The organism is Glycomyces luteolus (assembly GCF_027622875.1).
Lineage (GTDB): Bacteria > Actinomycetota > Actinomycetes > Mycobacteriales > Micromonosporaceae > Glycomyces > Glycomyces luteolus.
Genome location: NZ_JAPZVP010000015.1, coordinates 101,445 through 123,850, shown reverse-complemented (window position 1 = coordinate 123,850; position 22,406 = coordinate 101,445). Strand labels below are relative to the sequence as shown.

Genomic DNA, 22,406 nt, shown 5'->3' with positions numbered 1-22,406 from the left:
GATGAAATTGATCAATTGCCCGAAGGCGGCACCGAGTCGCCGCCTCGATTGAGCACCACCAACGGCGACATCTACTACATTCCCAAGGCTAATGGAGCCGTCAACGTCGTCAATCGGTCCCCGCGTTTCTCGAACCGGAAACTGACGTTCGGCGCGGCCGGAACGGCGGCCGCGGTCGCCGTGACCGTCGCGATCGTCATCTCTGCCAACTCGGGAGGCGATCCCGTCGACCCCGACAGGGCACTGGTCGTCTCCCTCGTCAGCAATGCCAGCGTCTGCGGCGGGCTGGGCTTCATGGCTGAGGACATGGAAGCCGCCGAGCCGTTCCTCAACACCGAACTCGTCTACTCCCAGTCGACCGACCGGTTCATGGAAGAGGCGTTGGGGGCGGGCGCGTTCGCCCTCGATGAGGGCCTTTTCGAGTTCGGCGTCAGCCTCGCGGAGGGAGTGGAGGAGGGTTCGGCGTCCATCCACGATATCCGTCCGGTCGAAGTCGAGCAGATACCCGAGCCCGTGAACGGCGCAGGAATCGACCTCGTGCTCTGCCAAGGCGACGAGTACAAGGCGATGACGATGCTGTTCGGCGCGGCCGACCCGGGCCCGTTCATCCGCGAGGAAGGGGACGGCACGGGAGTGAACACGGGCAAGCGGTTCTTCGACGGCAACGAAGGCATCATCCCGATCGAGGCGGGAGACAACGTCTATGTGGAGATGCTGGCGGCCATCGACGACACGGCGGAGACCGCGCACGTCCTCGCCTACGCGTTCAAGCTCGAGATCTCCTACCGGTTCGAGGGAACGGACCACACGATCGTGGTGGACAACGACGGTCAACCGTTCCGGATCGCGAAGCCGCCCACGTGCTTCGACTCGTACATCACCCGCGCCTACGGCGGTACCGCGATGCTCGAGCTCGAGCACGACCCTGCGCTCGAGACGCCTTCCGGCTGCGTGGAAGAGGTTGAAGAATGAGGTCCACTCCGTCGCGGCGAGCGCGACTGTACATCGGCATCCTCATCGCGGCGGTCGTCGCCGCGGCCGCCGTCACCGTCATCCTCAGGCTCGGATCCGATGGGGACGACGCGGGCACGGCTGCCTCGATCGGAGTCACCACGGTGCCGGTCCCCGACGAATCCCCATTCCTCGACCTCGCCGTCTACTACCCGAAAATCGAGGAGCTCCCCGAAGACGACCCGGTCAACATCGCGCTGCAATCGCTGGTGCTCGACGACCTCGCCGGCTACGAGGATTTCGCCAGGCAGGAGGCGGAGGCGCTGGGTACCACCGAGGAGGTCGGAGCTTACGCCATCGATGAGTCCCGGGCGGTGGTCGAGTCGCACGAGGGCTTCGTCAGTGTGGCGCTGCTGGTCCAGCAGGGCCTATACCACGGCATGGGCGACAGCTACTGGCTTTCCACCACTGTGGACATCAACGAAGCGCGCCCAGTCGAGATCTGGGAGCTGCTCATCGCAGACCGCCGCCCGATGGCGATCTTCACCCAGCTGGTGATCCTGGAGCTGCTCAAGGACGATGGCATCTGCGAGGACATGCTGCTGGAGAACAACTTCCTCAACGGCATCTACTCCAACTACGGGGGCGGGCTCCCGTACGAGGAATGGGACGAGCACGTCAACGAGTACACCTACATCGACTACGCGGTGACGGGCGAGGGGATCTTCGTCGCATTCGACGAGTACGGGATCGGTTCGGGCGCATGCGGATCGATGTCGACCCTCATCGAATGGCCGGTCGTGGAGGACTATCTCAGCGACTACGGCCGCACCGTCTTCGAGACCGCGGCGGGGTGACGGGATGCGCTTCGTGCAGTCGGTGAAGCTCGTACTGATCACCGCGATCCTGCTCGTCCCCGGCGGAGCGGCGGTCCATGTGCGGCAGGCGTCCGCTCAGGTCGCAGACATCATGCGGTCGTGGGACGCCTGCGAGGTGTTCGATGACTTCGCCCCGCTCCGCGACTACTTCGACATGTACGAGATCAGGACCCCGACAGGCGAGTTCATCGCGATGGGCTGGGGCGAGGGAGCGGATGCGGAGGCCACGACCTGCAGCGGCCGCTTCTCGCTGGCCGTCACCAATCAAGTCACCGGGGAGATGTACAAGTGCTGCTCGGGCGAGGTCTGGCTCTCCCTGTCGCCGTGGGAATCCGTCGAACTCGCCAAAGACGACTTCGATGCTCGGGCGTTCAGCGGCGCCATGCTTCCGATGACCCGCTATGCGACGAGCATCGACATCCCGGTGGGCGATTGGGACGAGGTGGTCTGCCACGAGGAGAGCATGACCCTGGACTTCGTGCTTCGCAAGGACCATTGGAACCTGGACTTCGCCCTCCGCATCGACTACACGGACGGGCTCCATATCGAAATGGAGCACCTCCGGGGCTTCATCGTCGAGTCGGTGCTGCCGGCCTATCAGGCGGCGGTCGTCGACCGACTCGAGCAGCCCTCGACCGGATGAGAGGACGACCGTGGCGAGAAGCCCCTTGAGGAGTTGATGGGAACCGGCCGTCTTCGGGCGGCGTCTTACCGGTGCCCACCTCTCACACGCTGGAGTGACCGATGCGCCGTCTCCTCGCCGCTGGCGCGGCAATCTTGCTTTCCGCTTTCATCGTCTTCGCCAACCCCGGCTCGGCCTGCGCGTGCAGCTGCGCCGAGCAGACCGATGCCGAGGCATTCGACGGCGCCGACGCCGTGTTCACCGGCACGTTGACCCGGAGTGACGAGAGCGGGTTCCCGCCCGGCTCATCCTCGGATCCGACAACGCTCGAATTCGAGGTGGACGAGGTCTACAAGGGAGAAGTCGCGGAGGTTCAGGGCCTCCTGACCCCCGGTTCAGAGGCCTCCTGCGGTTGGTTGCCGCCGGTCGGCGAGGAGTACCTGGTGTTCGCGTATCTGGAGGACGGCAAGCTGAACGCGGGATTCTGCGGCGGCTCCCGCATGCTCGACGGGCAATCACCCGCCTTCGGCGTCGAGGCGGCCGCGCCGGTGCCGGGCGAGGCCGACCTGGCGGAAACCGAGCTGTGGCCGTACGGCGTCGCCGCTGCCCTCCTGGTCGCCGCCACCGGCGCCGGCTGGTGGTTCCTGCGGCGGCGACACTTGAAACGGGTCCGATGATCGATCGGGCATCGCCCGGCCAGGTCGCGCTCACACTGCGGAGCGCCCGCTCAGCAGCGGGAACGATGCTCGCAGGGCCCATTGGGAGCTGCCCTCGGGTCCGGCCGAAGCCGTGCCGTCGAGGAGGCGGGCCCGTTCGGTGATGCCGATGAGGCCGCGCCCGTATCCCGTGGAACCGGGCAGCGCGGGAAGCGGATTGCGGACGGCGAGGTCGAGGCGCGATGGCGAGATCTCGACCAGGACGTGGATCGGTGAACCGGGCGCGTGCCGCAGCGCGTTCGTGAGCGCCTCCTGTGCGATCCGCGGAAGGCCTGTCCAACCGCGCGATCGCCGCGCGGCTCTTCCTCAGTCTGGAGACGGTGAAGACGCACGTCCGCAGCGTCCTCACCAAGCTCGGCGCCGGCAGCCGGACCGCGGCGGTGATGATGGCCTACGAGTCCGGTTTCATCAGCCCCCGAAAACAGTCGGAGACGATATGAGCTGTCCCACTGTTGGTGCGATCATGTCGAGATGCGCCGATCGGTTCCGTTCATTGGGTACAGGGCCGCGAGGGGCGCGGCCCAGGACTTGAGGAGGCAGCCATGACGGTCATCCGCATGGATCACGCCGGTTACGTGGTCGGAGACCTGCAGGCTGCCATCGCGTTCTTCGTCGAGCTCGGCCTGGAACTCGAGGGCGAGGCGACCGTGGAGGGCGCGTGGGTCGACCAGCTCATCGCGCTGGAGGACGCCAAAGCCGACATCGCGATGCTGCGGACCCCGGACGGGCGCAGCCGGATCGAGCTGTCGACGTTCCAGAGGCCGCTGACAGCGGTCCCGGCGCCGAGCGCTCCGGTGAACGTCCCGGGCATCCCCCGCCTCACGTTCGTCGTCGACTCGGTCGACGAGGTCTTCGGCCGCCTGCGCGCCCACGGTGCCGAGCTCGTGGGAGAGATCGCGCAGTACGAGGACATCTACCGGTACGGCTACGTGCGCGGCCCCGAGGGCGTCATCATCGGGCTGTGCGAGGAACTCCAGCGCGCCTAGACGATCTCGAGGTTGGCCATCATCCCCATGTCCTCGTGCTCGGCGTTGTGGCAGTGGAAGAGGTAGCGGCCGCGGTAGCCGTCGAAGCGGGTGATGATCTCCGCGGATTCGCCGGGGCGCAAGGCGATCGTGTCCTTGAGCCCTGCGTCGTGGGGGAGCGGCTCGCCGTTGCCGCGGGCGAGGACGCGGAATCCGACGAGGTGCAAGTGGACCGGGTGGTGCACGTCGGCGATGAGGCGCCAGACTTCGATGTCGCCGAGTCGGGCGGTGACGTCGGTGCGGTTGGGGTCGAAGGGAAGTCCGTCGATGAGCCAGCCGTGGCGGCCGTTCATTCGCCCGGCGCGGAACGCGATGTCGCGCACCACGGCCGCCTCGGAGCGGTCCCATTCCGGCAGGTCGTCGGCGAGCGACTCCGGGATCGGCATGCTCGTTCCTTCGCGCACGACGTGGAACGCCATGACGTCGGCGGTGCGGCCGGAACCGAGGCGGTTGGCGAGGCGGACCTTCGTGCCGACCGGCACGTCGCCGAAGTCGAGCAGCAGGTCGTAGCGTTCGGCCGGGGCGATCGGGAGCCGCTCGTGGCGGACCGGGGCTGACAGCAGTCCCTGGTCGGCGCCGATCTGGACGAGCGGCAGGCGCCGGCCCTCCTCGGTGACCGCCTCGAGTTCGTAGTGCCTCGCGTTGGAGGCGTTGAGGATCCGCAGCCGGTAGAGCCCGGTGTCGACCTCGTGCAGCGGCCACGGCGCGCCGTTCACGAGGATCACGTCGCCGAGGACGCCCGCGGTGAACGGCTCCTCGACGCCGATCTCGCCGGTCAGGCTCGGATCGAGCGACGGGTACGCGAGCTGCCCGTCGGCGTCGAAGGCGCGGTCGGCGATCATCAGCGGGAGCTCGTGGTCGCCGCGGGGCAGGTCGAGCGCGTCCTCGATGTCGTCGCGCACGAAGTGGAGCCCGGCGAGACCGCGCCAGATCGCCGGGGCGGTGAAGTCCATGCGGTGGTCGTGGTACCAGAGCATGGTGGCGCGCTGGTCGAGCGGGAAGCCGTACTCGCGCTGGACGTTCGTGACGACCGCGAGGCCGTCGGTCATGCCGTGCCCGCCGTGCCCGTGCGAGGCGCTCTCGGTCCAGCCTTCGGGGAGCACGAGATCGGTCGGGTACCCGTCGGAGGAGGCCGGGGTGCGGCCGCCGTGGAGGTGGACCACGGTGGGGACCGGGAGTTCGTTGCGGTGCGCGACAGTGACATGGCGTCCGCGCCGCGATTCGATGGTGGGCCCGGGGAACGTGCCGTTGTAGGTCCATAGTCGAGTCGAACGGCCGGGGATGATCTCGGCCTCGGTCTCCATCTGCACCATCTCGTACCGGTCGCCATCGGCGGTGGACGCGACGGGCGCGAGCACTGACGGGATCGGCAGCGGCACCGAGAACGGCTGCGGCAGTGGCACTTCGCTGACGAGCTGGTCGCCGGTCTGGGCGGGGCGGCGGGCCCACGCGGCCGAGAGCGCCAGGCCGCCGGCCGCGACGGCGCCGAGTCCCGCGCCGATGCCCAGCAGCCGCCGCCGCGACACGTGTTCAGCCATCGGTCCGGGCCTCCTTCACACGGCGGGGCAGCGGCCGCATCCACAGCGCCGCAAAGGTGACGGTGATCCCGGCGATGAGCGCCACGCCGAGCGGCAGGTGGAGCCAGAGCGCCCCCTCCATCCCGGCGAAGTACTGCGCCACCCCGCCGAGCATCAGCGCCAGCGAGGCCCAGAACGGCCAGGCCCGGCGCACCCGGATCCAGACCGCGACGGCCGCGCCGACCTGCGCGATGCTGATGGACGACAGCAGGTCGGCACCCAGCACGTGCGCGGCGAGGCCGTCGAAGTCGCCGCTGAGATAGACGCCCGCGAACGTCGGCTGCGCGAATCCGCCGATCAGGAAGAGGGTCGCCGCCGCGCGCAGCACCCAGCCGCTGACAGCCGTGCGCGTCCCGGGCGGCGCTTCGTCGAGTGTCGATAGTCGTTCCACGGCAACGACGGTATGACCACACGGTTAAGTCGGCAAAGACCAATATCGCTATGGTGTTATAACGCCGAAGGCATGAGAGGACGTCAATGGAGCTGAACGCCCTGTACCAGTTCCTCGCGGTCGCACGTGAGGAGCACCTCAGTCGAGCCGCGGCGCAGCTCCGCGTCGCCCAGCCCGCGCTCAGCCGCACCATCGCGCGCCTCGAGGCCGAGCTCGGCGCGCCGCTGTTCGACCGCGCGGGCCGCTTGCGGCTCAACTCGACCGGTGCCGTCTTCCGCGACCATGTGGAGCGGGCGCTCGGCGAGCTCGAGGCGGGCCGCCGGGCGGTCGCGAAGGCCGCGCTCGGCGGCGCCGACACCGTGAGGCTCGCTTCGGAGACGTTCCTGCCGCTCACCGGCCCGATCGCCGCGTTCAAGGCCGCGTACCCCGAGGTCGAGGTGCGGCTCCGCCAGATGTCCACACAGGAGATGGAGCACGCGCTGCGCGCCGGCGAGGTCGATCTGTGCCTCGCCTCGCAGCCGGTGAAAGCCCCCGGCACCACCGCCGAAGTCGTGCACGTCGAGCAGGTCTGGCTGGCCACCCCGACCGACCACCGTTTCGCGGCCGTCCCGCGAGTGACGATCGAGGACCTCGCCGAGGAGCCGTTCGTCATCACCCGGCGCGGCCAGTGGCAGCGGCGCCTCCTCGACTGGCTCTTCACCGACCGCAACCTCGAACCGCGCATCGTCTGCGAGATCGACGAGCCCGCGGCCACGTACACGCTCGTCGGCGCGGGCCTGGGCCTGAGCCTCTTCCCGCAGATCGCCCGGTTCAGCATGCCCGACCCGGGCGTGGCCTGGGTGGGCGTGGACCACCCGCACTGCTTTCGCACGCTCAGCCTGCACTGGGCGCGGCTTCCCGCTGCGGCGCAGCGCTTGCGCGCGCAGATCGAGGACTGGGACTGGAAACAGGGCACGCCCTAGCGTCGGCCTCCGACCGCGGCGGCGATGCCGTCGAGGATGAGGTCGAGGCCGAAGTCGAAGTCGGCCTGCGTGGTGTCCGCGCCGGTGTCTTCGAATGTGGCCGAAGCGAACAGCGCGGCCGCGTCCGGGAACCGCTCGGGGGAGACGAGGGCCGCCATCGCGCGGCCGTAGGCCTGCTCGACCGCCGCCTGGTCCTGGCCGGTGTCGACCTTGCCGGCTTCGAATCCTTGCGCCAGTTGGGCATTGCCGCGCACGTACTCGCCTACGAGCATGATCGCGCCGACCTTCGCGGGCCAGTCGAGTCCGGTGGTCCTGAGCGCGCGCAGCCCGGCGTCGAACCAGCCGATCAGGTTGGGGCCCTGCGGCGGTCCCGAGACGGGCGCGGTCGCGAGCCACGGGTGCCGGGCGAAGACCTCCCGCTGCTCGGTGGCCCACAGCCGCAGCCGCTCCCGCCACGGCCCGGTGCTGTCCAATGAGGAGGGAACTGGGCCGGCCGCCGCGTCCTGCATGAGGACCAGTAGCTCGTCCTTGGAGCCGACGTGCCGGTAGAGCGACATCTTGGTGACCCCGAGGGACTCGGCGACCTTCGGCAGTGTCGCGGCCGCGAGGCCGTCGCGGTCGGCGAGGGCGACGGCGGCGTCCACGACGCGGCCGACGTCGAGTTTCGCGGGCCGCCCGAGGCGGGACTCCGATGCGATCCGCCACAGCCGCGCCAGCTCATCAGGCACTGCCGCCTCATCCATGCGCCGTGGTCACCTCCGTCCCTCCGTCTCCAGGCTTGCGCGTCATCATCGCACATGCTATTAATATCTCAAGGATACTATCCCTAGGATATTAATTCAACCGATCGCGAACCCCGAAGGATCGACATGACCGCGCCAGCCGTCCTCGCCGAGCCGCGCATCCGCCGCGGCCCCGTGCGCCCCACCGAAAGGGCCCTCGCGCCCGACCTCGCGCGCGGCGCGATGCTCCTGTTCATCGCGCTCGCCAACAGCGCGGGCTACTTCCTCGCCAGCGCGCCCGGCGTCGAGACCGACCCGCGCGGATTCGAGCGCTTCTACAACTTCTTCATGGTCGAGTTCATCCACGCGAGGGCGTTCCCGCTGTTCGCGATCATGTTCGGCTACGGGCTCGTCCAACTCGCCCGCCGCCAGGCCGAGGCGGGAGCGACGCCCGGCCAGGTGCGGCGGGTCCTCCTGCGCCGCAACGCCTGGCTGTTCGTCTTCGGCATCGCGCACGGCGTCCTGCTGTACTCGGGGGACTTCCTGGGCGCATACGGACTCATCGGCATCGCGTTCACGCTCCTGCTGCTCCAGCGCACGGATAAGGTGCACCGCTTCGCGCCCTGGTACCTCGTCGTCGGCGGGCTCTACGTCCTGGTCCTCGCGGGTCTGCTCGCGGCCGGGTTCCAGGCGGGGGACGCCGCGATCCCCGTGTCGCCGTTCAACTCCGTCGAAGCGGGCACTTACCTCGCGTCGGTGGGCGAGCGGCTCGCCGAGTGGCCGGTGCACACGGCGACGCTGCTGCCGATGATCCTCATGGTCTGGGTCGGCGCGTGGGCGGGCCGCCGCCGCTTCCTCGAGGAGCCCGAGCGGCACTTGCCTCTCCTGCGCTGGACCGCGTTCGGCGGCCTCGCCGTGGCGGTCGCCGCGGGTCTGCCGATGGCGCTGCTCAGCGGCGGATTCCTGCACGTCGACGAAGGCACTGCCGCCGCGATGAAGCTGCTCTACGAGACCTCGGGCTTCTTCGGCGGCATAGGCTACGCGGCCGTCTTCGGCCTCCTCGCCCACGTCCTCACCCGCAGGCCCGCGGGGGTCATCGTGACGGCCGTGAGCGCCCTGGGGCAGCGGTCGCTCAGCGGCTACCTGCTCCAGTCCGTGGCCTGGCTGGTCCTGGCCACGCCGTTCCTCCTCGGCCTGGACGAGCGGGTCGGCAGTCCGCTGCTGGTCTCGCAGGCCTGCGCGCTCGCCGTCTGGGCGCTGTCCGTGCGGGCCGCCTACCTGGCGCACCGCCGCGGCTACCGCGGCCCCGCTGAGACGCTGCTGCGGCGACTCGCCTACGGCCGCAAGCGCTGACGAGTCCCGGGGGCCCGCCGTCGGCGGGTCCCCCGGATTACGCCCGACCTAGAATCGAGCCCTACTCGTCAGTGCTCAGAGAGACAAGGACCCGCCGTGCCCGAGATGATGCGCGCCGTGACTCAATCCCGCCTCGGCGGGCCCGAGGTGCTGGCGCTGACCGAGGTCGAACGGCCCGAACCGTACTACGGCGAGATCCAGGTCAAGGTCCGTGCGGCGGGCGTCAACCCCGTCGACCCCGCCGCCCGCGAGATCGGTCTCTACATCGGACAGCCGCCGTTCATCCTCGGCTGGGACGTCTCCGGCGTCGTCGAGAAGGTCGGCATCGGCGTCACCCGCTTCAAACCCGGCGACGAGGTCTTCGGGATGCCCCGCTTCCCGCACCAGGCCGGGACGCACGCCGAATACGTGACCGCCCCGAGCCGCCAGTTCGCCCGCAAGCCCGCCGCCCTCTCCCACATCGAGGCCGCCGGACTCCCGCTGTGCGGCCTCACCGCCTGGCAGGCCCTGGTGGACCACGCCGGGCTCGCGGCCGGCCAGACCGTGCTCATCCACGCCGCCGCCGGAGGCATCGGCCACCTCGCCGTCCAGATCGCCAAGTCCCTTGGCGCCCAAGTTATCGCCACCGCCAGCGCCGGCAAGCACGACTTCGTGCGCGGCCTCGGCGCCGACGAGGTGATCGACTACCGAACGGTCGATTTCGCCGAGGTCGTCTCGGGTGTCGACGTCGCCCTCACCACCCTCCCCGGCGATTACGCCGAGCGCTCGGTCTCGGTGATCCGCGATGGCGGCGTGCTGGCCCAGCTCTACTACTCCCTGCGCGACGCCGAGTTCCCTGAGGCGGTCGCGCGCGGCATCCGCACCGACTTCATGCTCGTCGAACCCGACCAGGTCGGCCTTGAGGCCCTCGCCCGCCTCGCCGACGACGGCAACCTCAAGGTCCACGTCTCCCAGACGTTCCCGCTCGAGGACTTCGCGAAGGCGCACGAGGCGATGGAGTCCGGCGGCGCGATCGGCAAGCTCGTCGTCACCGTCGACTAGGCAGCGGCGCCGCCGTGTTCCCGCGCTGGCAGAATACGGCGGTGCCCATCACGATCGCGCATCTCAGAGACCAGCTTGCCGCCTACCTCGTGCGCTGGCCCGAGGACTTCGAGGTCGTCGCACCGCTCCTCGCCCTCACCGGCCCGGACGCGTTCGACCGCTCGACCATGACCGGCCACGTCACAGCCTCGGCCATCCTCGTCAATCCCAAGGGCGAGGTGCTCCTCATCCACCACAAGAGCCTCGACCGCTGGCTGCAACCCGGAGGCCACGTCGAACCCACCGATGAATCACTTCCCTTGGCCGCCTTGCGCGAAGCCGTCGAAGAGACCGGCATCGAACCCTCGGCGCTGAAGCTCGCCGACCCCGTTCCCGTCCACGTGGACATCCACCCCATCCCCGCCAACCCGCGCAAAGGCGAAGAGGCCCACTGGCATTTCGATGTGCGCTACCGCTTCGACTGCGACGACCCCGAACTCGCACCGCAGCTCGAAGAGGTCCACGCCGCCGAGTGGCGCTCCGCCACCGATCTCGACAGCGAGGATCTGGCCGCGCGCCTCGAGGGTTGACGTCGTGATCCTGCCAGCATCCCGCTGCGCCGCCTGATGAGCTGGAACGCACGCACTTCCAGCCGCCAGAACAGGACGCACGTCGATGCACACCACCGCCCCGCCTCCCGCGAGGACGACCGAGCCGGCGAACCGCCCGGGCCTCACCCCATGGCTGGCGGTGGTCTCGGTGACGACGGGCATCTTCGCCATCGTCACCACCGAGATCCTGCCGATCGGCCTGCTGACCTCGATCGGCGCCGGCTTCGCGATCACCGACGGCATGGCCGGGCTGATGATGACCATGCCAGGTCTCCTGGCAGCGGTCGCCGCCCCGCTGGTGACCGTCACGACGGCGCGCTTCGACCGGCGCGCGATGCTCTGCGCCCTCATCCTGCTGCTGGCAGCGGCCAATTTCCTCGCGGCAGCGGCCACCGGCCGACGCGCATGTCGGAGCTGGGGAACATGCTGCGAGGCACCGGCACGCGATTCGCGCTGGCGTTGACCTTTCTTATCGTGGCGGCCCACTTCGGCGCTTACACGTACGTGACGCCGTTCCTGGAAGAGGTCACGGCGGCGGGTCCGGCCACGGTCACCGCGGTCCTGCTCGTCTACGGCGCGGCCGGGATGATCGAACCACCGTGTCCCGGTATCCGCGGGCCACGTTCGCGGCCGTGGCGACCGCGATCGCGCCGAGCACGCTGCTGCTGCCCGTCCTCGGCCACGGCCTCTTCGGAGCGATCGCGCTCCTCGCGGTCTGGGGGATGGCCTACGGCGGCGTCCCGGTCTGCTCCCAGACCTGGTTCGCCAAGTCCGCTCCGCGGTCCATTGAGGCCTCATCGGTGCTGTTCACCACGTCGATCCAGGCCACCATCGCCGTCGGGGCACTCGCCGGAGGCGTCGTCGTCGACCGCGCCTCGCCCGCGGCGATCATGTCGCTCGGCGGCGTCGTCGCCGCACTTTCGGCGCTGATCGTCTGCGCGCACTACGCGAAGCGAGTCCCCTGGCCCGAACCGAAGCGTTGAACGCGCAGGCGGTCGGCTCGCTGAGCCCGCCGGGCACAGGGAGCCGACCGCCGCAAAGGTCAGGCCGGGTCGCGGTTCCAGGTCCAGGCGTAGTTGGTGTCCTCCACGTCGAGGGCCGGTTCGCAGAGTTCGAGGGGGCGGAAGGTGTCGACCATGACGGCGAGTTCGTCGAAGTAGTCGGCGCCGATGGAGCGCTCGGGCGCGCCCGGCTGCGGGCCGTGGGTGAAGCCGGACGGGTGCAGGGAGATGGAGCCCTGCTCGATCCCGGAGCCGCGCCGGGCCTCGTAGTTGCCGCCGCAGTAGAACATGACCTCGTCGGAGTCGACGTTGTGGTGGTTGTAGGGCACCGGGATCGCGTCCGGGTGGTAGTCCACCTTGCGCGGCACGAAGTTGCAGATGACGAAGTTCGGGCCCTGGAAGACCTGGTGCGCGGGCGGGGGCTGGTGGATGCGGCCGGTGATCGGCTCGAAGTCGTGGATCGAGAACACCCAGGGGTAGAGGCAGCCGTCCCAGCCGACCACGTCGAACGGGTGGTGGGCGTAGGTGAACTTCGTCCAGAGGGTCGCGCTGCCCCGGCCCCGGTGCTGCACGTAGACGTCCACGTCCTCGCCTTCGACGAGGAGGGGCTCCTCGGGGCTGCGGAGGTCACGCTCGCAGTACGGGCTGTGCTCCAGGAACTGTCCTCGGACCGAGAGATAGCGCTTCGGCGGCGTGATGTGGCCCGTCGACTCCACGACCAGGGTCCGCAGCATCTCGGTGCCGGTGGGGATCACCCGGTAGATCGTCGACATCGGCATGATCAGGTAGTCGCCCTGGACGATGTCGATCGCGCCGAACGAGGTCTCGACGTGCGCCTCGCCGGATTCGACGTAGATGCACTCGTCGCCGATCGCGTTGCGGTACAAGGGGGAAGGCTGGTCGGCCAGCGCGTACGAGATGCGGCAGTCCGCATTGGACAAAAGGTGGTGGCGGCCGAAGACGGCGTCGCTCGCGCCGTTGAGCTTGTGGGTGCGGAAGTGGCGGGGCTTGAGGGGGTGGTTCGCGACCGGCTCGGCCTTCTCGGGCCGGTGCTCGGTGCTGGAGGAGATCGCGGTCGGCCGGAAGCGGTGATAGAGCAGCGACGAATCGGAGGAGAAGCCCTCCTGGCCCATCAGCTCCTCGGAGTACAGGCTCCCGTCTTCCTGGCGGAACTGCGTGTGTCGCTTGTCGGGGATCTGCCCGACGGAACGGTAGAACGGCACGTCGACTCCTTTGTCGGTTCGCACGGCGGGCGAGGGTGACGCCCGCTCGGGCGGCGGTTATGCCCTGAGGATAACCTTCCGGCCGTTCGATTTCGAGTGGTCCGCGCGCGCCCGCGCGCGGCCCGGGCCCATTCGCGCACGAGCTGCGCGGAGCGCTGGACCCGGACTCCGGGAACCGCCTAGGCTCGGCAGCATGGTTGGACCGATACCCGCGATGCTGCGGGGCCTGATCGATGACGCGGCGCTCTTCCCACCAGGAAACGCGCCCATGGAAGCGGCCGTCCCCGCCCACCGCGGGTACCGCCAGTCCTGGTACGAGGCCATGATCGGCCCGCTCCTGGTGCCGCAGTCGCAGCTCGCCGAGCTCGATCCCGGACGGGGCGAACTGGCCGTCGGCGTCATCGTCGACGGCGATCTCGAGCAGGTCGCCGACGACGTCGCCGCCCTCTCGCCGCAGGTCACCGTCGTGCACTACGAGTCCCGGCACGCCCTCGAGCACCTCGGCGAATACGCGCCCTCGTGGGGCAGGCCGGTCTTCGCCGAGCTGCCCTTCGGCGACGACGCCCTCGACGCCGTGCGCGTCACCTCCTTCACCCCGAAGTTCCGCACCGGGGGCATCGCCGCCGAGTTCTTCCCGGCACCCGAGACCCTCGCCGCCGCGATCGCGGGCTGCCGCCTCCGCGGCCTCCAGTTCAAGCTCACCGCCGGCCTCCACCACGCCGTGCGCCACCGCGATCCCGTCACCGGATTCGAGCACCACGGCTTCCTGAACGTCTTGGTCGCCACTGCTGATGCCGCCGACGGCGCCCTGACCGACGACATCGCCGCCACCTTGGCGTCCACCGACGCCGGCGACCTCGCCCAGCGCGCCCGCCGGGTCCTGCCGCGCCCGCGCGCGCTGTGGACCGGCTTCGGCTCGTGCAGTGTCGACGAGCCGCTGAACGACCTCATCGACCTGGAACTCCTGCACCGAGGGGAAGCCGCATGACCGACACCAGCTGGGTCGAGGGCGCCGACGACGGCCCCTTCGGCCTCGACCACCTCCCGTACGGCGTCTTCTCCACCGCGAAGGACCCTGCCGCGCGCATCGGCGTCCGCATCGGCGACCAGGTGCTCGACCTGCGCGCCCTCGCCACCGGCACGTTCTTCCTGCCCTGGATCCGGCCCGCGTTCCACGAGCACGACCTCAACGGCTTCATGGCCATGGGACCCTCCGCGTGGCGCCTCGTGCGCCACCAGCTCACCGAGCTCCTGAGCGATCGCCGCTTCCAGGACCAGTCCGCGACGCTCCTGACCCCGGTCGCCAAGGCCCGCATGCACCTGCCGTTCAGCGTGGCGGACTATGTGGACTTCTACGCCTCCGAGGAGCACGCCACGAACCTTGGACGGCTCTTCCGCCCCGATTCGGAGCCGTTGCTGCCCAACTGGAAGCACCTCCCGGTCGGCTACCACGGCCGCGCCGGCACCGTCGTGCCCTCCGGGACCCCGATCACCCGGCCCAGGGGCCAGCGCAAGTCGAAGGAAGGGCCGATCGAGTTCGGCCCGAGCGCGCGCCTCGACATCGAGACCGAGGTCGGCTTCGTCGTCGGCGTCGGCACCGAACTCGGCACCCCGGTGAGCCCCGACGACTTCGCCGAGCACGTGTTCGGCGCGGTCCTCGTCAACGACTGGTCCGCGCGCGACATCCAGGCCTGGGAGTACGTGCCACTCGGGCCCTTCCTCGGCAAGTCCTTCGCCACCTCGATCGGCCACTGGGTCACCCCGCTCGACGCGCTCGCCGGGGCCAAGACCGTCGCGCCCGTGCAGGAACCGGTCCCGCTCGGCTACCTGCGGGAGACCGAGCGGTTCGGCTACGACCTGCGGATGTCCGTGCGCTGGAACGGGACCGAGGTCTCGCGGCCGCCGTTCGGAGGCATGTACTGGACCCCGGCGCAGATGCTCGCCCACATGACCGTGAACGGCGCTTCCCTGCGCACCGGCGACCTGTACGCCTCCGGCACCGTCTCCGGGCCCGAACCCGGCCAGCGCGGCTCGTTCCTGGAGCTGACCTGGGGCGGCAGGGACCCGGTCGAGGTCGGCGAAGGCGAGACGCGCGCGTTCCTCGAGGACGGCGACACGGTCGTCATCGCTGCGACCGCGCGCGGCGCGAACGGCGGCGAGATCGGCCTGGGCGAGGTGACCGGCACGATCCTGCCCGCCCTCAACTGAGGTCCGCGGCCTGCCTGACGAGCGGGAGGGTCCGGTACGGGATCTGCTCGGCCAGGGCGATCACCGTGGTGGCCCGCTGGACCCCTTCGCTCGCCAGGACGCGGTCGATCACGCCCTGCAACTCGGCGTTCGTGCGCGCCACGATCCGGCACAGCATGTCCCCCTGGCCCGTGACCGTATGCGCCTCAAGCACTTCCGGGATCTTGGCGAGGCGCTGCGCCATGTGCTCGTGCCCGACCGCCTGCCGCAGCTCCAGTGTCACGAAGGCCGTCACCGGATACCCGAGGGCCGCGGGCTCGACCCGCGGCCCGAAGCCGCGCACGACCGCCCGCTCGGTCAGCTTGTCGAGCCGCGCCTGCACGGTCCCGCGCGCCACGCCGAGCCGCCGCGAGCACTCCAGGACCCCGATCCGCGGCTCCGCTTCCAGCAGCTCGATGAGCCTCGCGTCCAGAGCGTCGATGCCCGTTTCATTGGTCATATTGATCAGTATATGCGCGATCTCTCTGCAAGCTTTGCGCAAGTTGCCTACCATTAGATCGACTGCTTGCCCAGTCTCACGTTTTGGACAATGATCCGGGGGTACAGCTCTCGAGGACCAGGAGGCCGCCATGGTCGACACCGCCAACCGCCCCAGCGAGGCCGAGCTCGGCCCCGACTCGCCGAGTCTCGTGGGCGCCGTCGAGCACGACATCCGCGAGGACGCCTTCCCGATCAAGGGCTGGGACCACGTCCGCTACTACGTGGGCAACGCCCGCCAGGCCGCCCACTACTATTCGACCGCGTTCGGCATGACCCTCTTCGCCTACCGCGGCCCCGAGCAGGGCTACCGCGAGCACACCGAGTTCGCGCTCAAGTCCGGCGGCGTCGTCTTCGTCCTCGCCGGCGGCGTGACCGCCGACGCCGAGGCCACGAAGCACTATGCCGCGCACGGCGACGGCGTCATCGAAGTGGCCCTCGAAGTGCCCGATGTGGACGCGAACTACAAGCACGCGATCGAGCAGGGCGCCATCGCGATCGAGGAGCCGCACGACCTCACCGACGAGCACGGCACCGTTCGCCGCGCCGTCATCGGCACGTACGGCGAGACCCGGAACGTGCTGATCGACCGGTCGAATTACGACGGCCCGTTCCTGCCCGGCTTCGTCGCCGCGGAACCCATGGTCGCGCCGCCGCGGAAGCGCTTCTTCCAGGCGATCGACCATGTCGTGGGCAACGTCGAACTCGGCAAGATGCGCGAATGGGTCGGCTACTACGAGCGGGTCATGGGCTTCACCAACATCGTCGAGTTCGTCGACGACGCGATCGCCACCGAGTACTCCGCGCTCATGAGCAAGGTCGTGGCCAACGGCAGCCGCAAGATCAAGTTCCCGATCAACGAGCCCGCCGAAGGCAAGAAGAAGTCCCAGATCGACGAGTACCTGGAGTTCTACGGCGGCCCCGGCGTCCAGCACATCGCGCTCGCCACCAGCGACATCCTCGCCGCCGTCGACGCGATGCGCGAGCGCGGCGTCGAGTTCCTGGAGGCTCCCGACGCCTACTACGAGGACCCTGAGCTGCGGGAACGCATCGGCGAGGTGCGGGTGCCGATCGAGGAGCTGCAGGCGCGGCGCGTCCTGGTGGACCGCGACGAGGACGGCTATATGCTCCAGATCTTCACCAAGCCGCAACAGGATCGGCCGACAATGTTCTACGAGATCATTGAGAGGCACGGCTCGCTCAGCTTCGGCAAGGGCAACTTCAAGGCCCTGTTCGAGGCCTTGGAGAAGGAGCAGGCCAAGCGCGGCAACTTGTGACGGGGAGCGGACACATGCACGCACCACACGGGCCTGACCTGCACTGCAAGACCTGGCAGGCGGAGGCGGCGTACCGGATGCTCCAGAACAACCTCGATCCCGAGGTGGCCGAGCGCCCCGACGACCTGGTGGTCTACGGCGGCACCGGCAAGGCCGCGCGCAGCCGCGACGACCTCAAGGCGATCCTGCGGACGCTCCTCACCCTGGAGGCGGACGAGACGCTGCTGGTCCAGAGCGGCCGCGCCGTCGGCGTGATGCGCACCCACGAGTGGGCGCCGCGCGTGCTCATCGCGAACTCGAACCTGGTGCCGGACTGGGCCAGCTGGCCCGAGTTCCGCCGCCTCGAAGCCCTCGGCCTGACCATGTACGGCCAGATGACGGCCGGTTCGTGGATCTACATCGGCACCCAGGGCATCCTGCAGGGCACCTACGAGACCTTCGCCGCCGTCGCCGAGAAACGCTTCAATGGCAGTCTCAAAGGGACGCTCACGCTCACGGCCGGGTGCGGTGGCATGGGCGGGGCGCAGCCGCTGGCCGTCACGATGAACGGCGGCGTGTGCCTGATCGTCGAGGTCGACCCCGAGCGCCTCCAGCGGCGCGTGCGGACCCGCTACCTCGACACGGTCGCGGCCGACCTCGGCGACGCGATCGCGCAGGCCATGGCCGCCAAGCAGAGCGGCGAGGCCAAGTCGATCGGCGTGGTCGGCAACGCCGCCGAGGTCTTCCCCGAACTGCTCCGCCGCGGCGTCGAGGTCGACGTCGTCACCGACCAGACCTCCGCGCACGACCCGCTGTCCTATGTGCCCTCCGGGGTCGACTACGCCGAAGCGGCCGAGCTCGCCAGGGAGGACGCGGACGGCTACACCGACCGCGCCCGCGAATCGATGGCCTGCCACGTGGCGGCCATGGTCGGCTTCCTCGACGCCGGCGCCGAGGTCTTCGACTACGGCAACTCGATCCGCAGCGAGGCGTTCCTGGGCGGCTGCAAGCGGGCCTTCGCGTTCCCCGGGTTCGTGCCCGCCTACATCCGGCCGCTGTTCTGCGAAGGCAAGGGCCCCTTCAGGTGGGCCGCGCTCTCGGGCGATCCGGCCGACATCGCCGCGACCGACCAGGCGGTGCTCGACCTGTTCCCGGAGCACCGCAGCCTGCACCGCTGGATCTCGCTCGCCCGCGAACGCGTCGCCTTCCAGGGCCTCCCGGCCCGGATCTGCTGGCTCGGCCACGGCGAGCGCGACGTCGCCGGAGTGCGCTTCAACGAGATGGTCGCCGACGGGACCCTGAAGGCCCCCATCGTGATCGGCCGCGACCACCTCGACTGCGGCTCGGTCGCCAGCCCCTACCGCGAGACGGAGGGGATGAAGGACGGCTCGGACGCGATCGCGGACTGGCCCCTGCTCAACGCCCTCGTCAACACCGCTTCGGGCGCGAGCTGGGTGTCGATCCACCATGGCGGCGGCGTCGGCATCGGCCGCTCCATCCACGCCGGGCAGGTGACCGTCGCGGACGGGACGCCGCTCGCGGCCGAGAAGCTCGCCCGGGTGCTCGCGAACGACCCGGCGATGGGCGTCATCCGCCACGTGGACGCCGGATACGAGGAGGCCGAGCAGGTCGCGGAGAACCACCGGATCCGCGTACCGGTACGGGAGTCCTGAAACGCGGCCGCAGATGTGAACGGGGATTGGCATGGACACGGACGGGTTCCGTCGACTGTGGAATGAAGTGGAGCCGGTCGGCCGCGCCGACTCGGGAGGCTACGTCCGGTTCTCCTGGACCGAGCCCGACCTGGTCCTCCGGCGCTGGTTCCTGGCGCAGGCGAAGCTGCGAGGCCTGCGCTACGAGGAGGACCGCAACGGCAACCTGTACGCCTGGTGGTACGCGGAGAAGGAGGAGGTCGTCGACCCTGACCGGCCCCGTCCGCACGGGGCGGTCCTCACCGGCAGCCACTTCGACTCGGTCCCGCACGGCGGCGCCTACGACGGGCCGCTCGGCATCGTCGCGGCCTTCCTCGCCGTCGACCGGCTCCGGGCCGCAGGCGCACACCCCAAGCGGCCCATCGGCATCGCCGCGTTCACCGAAGAGGAGGGCGGGCGCTTCGGCGTCCCCTGCCTCGGCTCGCGCCTCATGGCCGGCGTGATCGACCCCGACCGGGCCCGATTGCTCACGGACCCCGACGGCGTCACGCTCGCCGAGGCCATGCTCGAGGCCGGAGCCGACCCCGCCACCCTCGGTCCCGATCCCGAACGGCTCGAACACCTCGCCGCGTTCGTCGAGCTCCACATCGAACAGGGCCGCGCCCTCGACGGCAGTGAATCGCCTGTCGCCGTCGCCAGCGCGATCTGGCCCCACGGCCGCTGGCGCGTCACCTTCACCGGCGAGGCCGACCACGCCGGGACGACGCGCCTGCCCGATCGGCGCGACCCGATGCTGACGTTCGCGTTCGCGGTCCTCGCCGCCCGCAAAGAGGCCCGCCTCGCCGGGGGCGTGGCCACCGTGGGCCGGGTCGAGGTGGAGCCGAACGCCACCAACGCGATCGCCGCCACGGTGACCGCCTGGCTCGACGCCCGCGCCCCCGATGAGGCGGTGCTCGGCGAGATCCTGAGCGGCTTCGAGTCTAAAGTGACCGAACGGGCGGGCCGGGACGGCACGAGCGTGCGGATCACCGCCGAGTCCGAGACGCCGATCGTCGAGTTCGACGCCTCCTTGCGCGACAGGATCGCCGCGCTCCTCGGCGGCGCTCCGGTCCTGCCGACCGCCGCGGGCCACGACGCGGGCGTCCTGTCCGCGCACGTGCCGACGGCGATGCTGTTCGTGCGCAACCCGACCGGGGTCTCCCACGCGCCCGGCGAGTCCGCGAGCGACGAGGACTGCGCGGCGGGCGTCGAAGCGCTCGCGGCCGTACTGCGGGAGCTGGCGTGCTGACCTTCTGGGCCGAGCACGCCCTGCTGCCGGGCGGCCCGGCCGACGCGGTGGCGATCGAGGTCGCGGACGGCCGGATCGCGAAGGTGACGCCGGGCGGCAGGCGCCGAGGCGATGTGCTCGCGGGCGTGACCCTCCCGGGCTTCGCGAACGCGCACTCGCACGTGTTCCACCGGGTGCTGCGCGGCCGCACCCACGTCGGCTCGGGCACCTTCTGGACGTGGCGCGAAGGCATGTACGCGCTCTCGCAGCGCCTCGAACCCGATTCGTACTACCGGCTGGCGCGCGCGGTCTACGCCGAGATGGTCTTGGCCGGGATCACCGCGGTGGGGGAGTTCCACTACCTGCACCACTCGCCGGGCGGGCGCCCGTACTCGGACCCGAACGCCATGGGGGAGGCCCTGATCCAGGCCGCGGCCGACGCCGGGCTGCGGATCACCCTGCTCGACACGCTGTATCTCGCAGGCGGTTTCGGCCTGCCGCTCGAACCGGCGCAGCGGCGCTTCGGCGACGGGAGCCTGGAGGCCTGGCTCGACCGCGTCGAGAAGCTCGACCCGCCCGGCCATGCCGTGATCGGCGGCGCGGTGCATTCGGTGCGGGCCGTACCGGACGAGGCGATCGCCGCTTTCGCATGCTCGACCGAGGGCCGCCCGGTCCACGTGCACCTCTCCGAGCAGCGGTCCGAGAACGAGGCCTGCCGCCTTGAACACGGATGCAGCCCCACTGAACTGCTCGAACGCTGCGGCCTCCTCGGCCCCGACCTCACCGCCGTCCACGCCACCCACCTGGCCGGGCACGACATCGACCTGCTCCGCCGCTCGGGCACGACCGCGTGCTTCTGCCCCACGACCGAACGCGACCTCGCCGACGGCCTCGGCCCGGCGCGGGCGCTCGCCGAAGCGGGCGTGCGGCTCTCGCTCGGTACCGACAGCAACGCCATTGTGGATATGTTCGAGGAGGCGCGCGCGGTGGAGATGCACGAGCGGCTGGTCAGCGAGGAGCGGGGCCGGTTCACGGCCGGGGAACTGCTCGACGCGATGACCAGGCACGACAGTCTCGGCTGGCCCGACGCGGGCCGCATCGAGGTCGGCGCGCGGGCCGACCTGGTGACCGTGGGTCTCAGGACGCCACGCACCGCCGGGATCGACCCGTCCGGGGTCGTCTACGCCGCCACGGGCGCCGACATCACCGACGTGATCGTCGACGGCCGCCGTATCGTCGCGGGCGGCAGGCACCTGCGCATCGACGCGGGCGCCGAGCTCGCCGCCGCCATCGGAGGGCTGTGGGCATGAGCCTCCTCATCGCGAACATCGGCGAGCTCTTCACCGCCGACCCGGAGTGCGTCGTCAGGTTCGACGCCGCGATCGTCGTCGACGGCGACCGCATCGTCTGGATCGGCCTCAACGCCGATGCGCCGCAAGCGGACGAGCGCCTCGATGCGGGCGGTCGCGCCGTGATCCCCGGCTTCGTCGACAGCCACGCCCACCTCGTCTTCGCGGGCGACCGCCACGCCGAGTTCGCCGCCCGCATGAGCGGCGAGCCCTACACCGGCGGCGGCATCCGCACCACCGTCGCGGCCACGCGCATGACCGGTGACGAGGCGCTGCGCGCCAACACCGCCCGCCTCACCGAGGAGATGCTCCGCCAAGGCACGACCACGGTGGAGATCAAATCCGGTTACGGCCTCACCGTCGAGGACGAGGCCCGCTCGCTGCGCATCGCGGAGGAGTTCACGACCGAGACCACGTACCTCGGCGCGCACACCGTCCCGGCCGGTGCCGACGCTGACGAGTACACGGCCCTCGCCTGCGGCCCCATGCTCGAAGCCTGCGCGCCGTACGCCAAATGGGCCGATGTCTTCTGCGAACGCGGCGCCTTCGACGGCGACCAGGCCCGCGCGGTGCTCACCGCGAGCGCGAACGCCGGCCTCGCCCTGCGCGTCCACGCCAACCAGCTCACCGCCGGTCCGGGGGTCCGCCTCGCCGTGGAGCTCGGCGCGGCCTCCGCCGACCACTGCACGCACCTCACGGACGCGGACGTGGACGCCCTCGCGGGCGGCGACACGGTCGCCACCCTCCTGCCCGGCGCCGAGTTCTCCACGCGCTCGCCGTATCCGGACGCGCGACGCCTCATCGAGGCCGGAGCCACGGTGGCGCTCGCGACCGACTGCAATCCGGGTTCCTCGTTCACCAGCAGCATGGCGTTCTGCGTCGCCCTCGCCGTGCGCGAGATGCACATGACGCCCACCGAAGCCCTCACCGCCGCCACCGCGGGCGGTGCTGAGGCTCTGCGTCGCAGCGACATCGGCCGGATCATCGTCGGCGCCCGCGCCGATCTGGTCGTGCTCGACGCGCCCAGCCACGTCCATCTGGCCTACCGGCCGGGGACGCCCCTAGTGAAGTCCGTCGTACAAGACGGCACCATAGTGCGTTGAGGA

Annotated in this window: 22 protein-coding genes and 1 pseudogene; 18 read left to right on the top strand and 5 right to left on the bottom strand. The window is 70.2% G+C overall.

Annotation, left to right across the window (positions count from 1 at the left end; genetic code table 11):
* Positions 1-48 precede the first annotated feature (48 nt).
* From O1R50_RS18495 to O1R50_RS18470, 6 genes are all read left to right on the top strand, one after another.
* The gene (locus tag O1R50_RS18495) at positions 49-972 is read left to right on the top strand and encodes a hypothetical protein (RefSeq protein ID WP_270111640.1); all 924 of its coding nucleotides are present in this window, start codon (positions 49-51) and stop codon (positions 970-972) included.
* Positions 969-1,808: a hypothetical protein gene (locus tag O1R50_RS18490; RefSeq protein WP_270111639.1), complete on the top strand. Its 840-nt coding sequence runs from the start codon at positions 969-971 to the stop codon at positions 1,806-1,808. Before O1R50_RS18495 ends, O1R50_RS18490 begins: the two co-directional genes overlap by 4 nt.
* Positions 1,809-1,812: 4 nt before the next feature.
* Complete coding sequence (locus O1R50_RS18485) at positions 1,813-2,472, top strand: hypothetical protein (protein WP_270111638.1); 660 nt, start codon at positions 1,813-1,815, stop codon at positions 2,470-2,472.
* A gap of 101 nt (positions 2,473-2,573) precedes the next feature.
* The gene (locus tag O1R50_RS18480) at positions 2,574-3,128 is read left to right on the top strand and encodes a hypothetical protein (protein ID WP_270111637.1); all 555 of its coding nucleotides are present in this window, start codon (positions 2,574-2,576) and stop codon (positions 3,126-3,128) included.
* 293 nt (positions 3,129-3,421) lie between these two features.
* Positions 3,422-3,607 carry a response regulator transcription factor gene (locus tag O1R50_RS18475; protein ID WP_270111635.1) on the top strand — a complete coding sequence of 62 codons (186 nt, stop codon included), beginning with the start codon at positions 3,422-3,424 and terminating at the stop codon, positions 3,605-3,607.
* A gap of 102 nt (positions 3,608-3,709) precedes the next feature.
* Positions 3,710-4,153, top strand: coding sequence for a VOC family protein (locus O1R50_RS18470; protein ID WP_270111634.1), 444 nt, complete (start codon positions 3,710-3,712; stop codon positions 4,151-4,153).
* Here O1R50_RS18470 and O1R50_RS18465 read toward each other — a convergent pair.
* Entirely contained in the window at positions 4,150-5,730 is a 1,581-nt protein-coding gene (locus O1R50_RS18465; RefSeq protein ID WP_270111633.1) for a multicopper oxidase family protein, read from the bottom strand. The two genes, O1R50_RS18470 and O1R50_RS18465, sit on opposite strands and share 4 nt — an antisense overlap.
* Entirely contained in the window at positions 5,723-6,160 is a 438-nt protein-coding gene (locus O1R50_RS18460; RefSeq protein ID WP_270111632.1) for a hypothetical protein, read from the bottom strand. Before O1R50_RS18460 ends, O1R50_RS18465 begins: the two co-directional genes overlap by 8 nt.
* Positions 6,161-6,246: 86 nt before the next feature.
* Between O1R50_RS18460 and O1R50_RS18455 the strand changes: the two genes are divergently transcribed.
* Positions 6,247-7,122, top strand: a complete 876-nt coding sequence (locus O1R50_RS18455) for a LysR family transcriptional regulator (RefSeq protein WP_270111631.1) — start codon at positions 6,247-6,249, stop codon at positions 7,120-7,122.
* On the opposite strand, the gene O1R50_RS18450 is transcribed toward O1R50_RS18455, so the two are convergent.
* Positions 7,119-7,850 (bottom strand): TetR/AcrR family transcriptional regulator, encoded by a 732-nt coding sequence (locus tag O1R50_RS18450; RefSeq protein WP_270111630.1) that lies wholly within the window; start codon positions 7,848-7,850, stop codon positions 7,119-7,121. The genes O1R50_RS18455 and O1R50_RS18450 overlap by 4 nt on opposite strands.
* A 141-nt stretch (positions 7,851-7,991) precedes the next feature.
* Here O1R50_RS18450 and O1R50_RS18445 point away from each other — a divergent pair, with 141 nt between their 5' ends.
* The 4 genes and pseudogenes from O1R50_RS18445 (at position 7,992) to O1R50_RS26430 (ending at position 11,811) form a co-directional block, all read left to right on the top strand.
* Positions 7,992-9,197 (top strand): DUF418 domain-containing protein, encoded by a 1,206-nt coding sequence (locus O1R50_RS18445; protein ID WP_270111629.1) that lies wholly within the window; start codon positions 7,992-7,994, stop codon positions 9,195-9,197.
* Between the two features lie 108 nt (positions 9,198-9,305).
* Positions 9,306-10,238 (top strand): NADP-dependent oxidoreductase, encoded by a 933-nt coding sequence (locus O1R50_RS18440; protein ID WP_270111697.1) that lies wholly within the window; start codon positions 9,306-9,308, stop codon positions 10,236-10,238.
* A 41-nt stretch (positions 10,239-10,279) separates the two neighbouring features.
* Positions 10,280-10,807, top strand: coding sequence for an NUDIX hydrolase (locus O1R50_RS18435; RefSeq protein WP_270111627.1), 528 nt, complete (start codon positions 10,280-10,282; stop codon positions 10,805-10,807).
* Between the two features lie 85 nt (positions 10,808-10,892).
* Positions 10,893-11,811, top strand: a pseudogene (locus O1R50_RS26430) (MFS transporter).
* 59 nt (positions 11,812-11,870) lie between these two features.
* Here the strand turns inward: O1R50_RS26430 and O1R50_RS18420 are convergent.
* Positions 11,871-13,052, bottom strand: coding sequence for a homogentisate 1,2-dioxygenase (locus O1R50_RS18420; RefSeq protein WP_270111624.1), 1,182 nt, complete (start codon positions 13,050-13,052; stop codon positions 11,871-11,873).
* Positions 13,053-13,245: 193 nt separating this feature from the next.
* Between O1R50_RS18420 and O1R50_RS18415 the strand changes: the two genes are divergently transcribed.
* Positions 13,246-14,040 (top strand): hypothetical protein, encoded by a 795-nt coding sequence (locus O1R50_RS18415; RefSeq protein ID WP_270111622.1) that lies wholly within the window; start codon positions 13,246-13,248, stop codon positions 14,038-14,040.
* Positions 14,037-15,260 carry a fumarylacetoacetase gene (gene fahA / locus O1R50_RS18410; protein ID WP_270111621.1) on the top strand — a complete coding sequence of 408 codons (1,224 nt, stop codon included), beginning with the start codon at positions 14,037-14,039 and terminating at the stop codon, positions 15,258-15,260. The genes O1R50_RS18415 and fahA overlap by 4 nt, the downstream gene beginning before the upstream one ends.
* On the opposite strand, the gene O1R50_RS18405 is transcribed toward fahA, so the two are convergent.
* Positions 15,253-15,738, bottom strand: coding sequence for an Lrp/AsnC family transcriptional regulator (locus tag O1R50_RS18405; protein ID WP_270111620.1), 486 nt, complete (start codon positions 15,736-15,738; stop codon positions 15,253-15,255). The genes fahA and O1R50_RS18405 overlap by 8 nt on opposite strands.
* A gap of 130 nt (positions 15,739-15,868) precedes the next feature.
* Between O1R50_RS18405 and hppD the strand changes: the two genes are divergently transcribed.
* From hppD to hutI, 5 genes are read left to right on the top strand one after another with little or no spacing between them, the layout of a single operon-like run.
* Complete coding sequence (hppD, locus tag O1R50_RS18400; protein WP_270111619.1) at positions 15,869-17,053, top strand: 4-hydroxyphenylpyruvate dioxygenase; 1,185 nt, start codon at positions 15,869-15,871, stop codon at positions 17,051-17,053.
* A gap of 14 nt (positions 17,054-17,067) precedes the next feature.
* Complete coding sequence (gene hutU / locus O1R50_RS18395; protein ID WP_270111618.1) at positions 17,068-18,705, top strand: urocanate hydratase; 1,638 nt, start codon at positions 17,068-17,070, stop codon at positions 18,703-18,705.
* Between the two features lie 31 nt (positions 18,706-18,736).
* Positions 18,737-19,972 carry an allantoate amidohydrolase gene (locus tag O1R50_RS18390; protein WP_270111617.1) on the top strand — a complete coding sequence of 412 codons (1,236 nt, stop codon included), beginning with the start codon at positions 18,737-18,739 and terminating at the stop codon, positions 19,970-19,972.
* Entirely contained in the window at positions 19,966-21,261 is a 1,296-nt protein-coding gene (locus O1R50_RS18385; RefSeq protein ID WP_270111616.1) for a formimidoylglutamate deiminase, read from the top strand. The genes O1R50_RS18390 and O1R50_RS18385 overlap by 7 nt, the downstream gene beginning before the upstream one ends.
* A complete protein-coding gene (hutI, locus tag O1R50_RS18380) occupies positions 21,258-22,403 on the top strand; it encodes an imidazolonepropionase (RefSeq protein ID WP_270111615.1) in 1,146 nt (381 codons plus the stop codon). Before O1R50_RS18385 ends, hutI begins: the two co-directional genes overlap by 4 nt.
* The last annotated feature ends 3 nt before the right edge of the window (positions 22,404-22,406 follow it).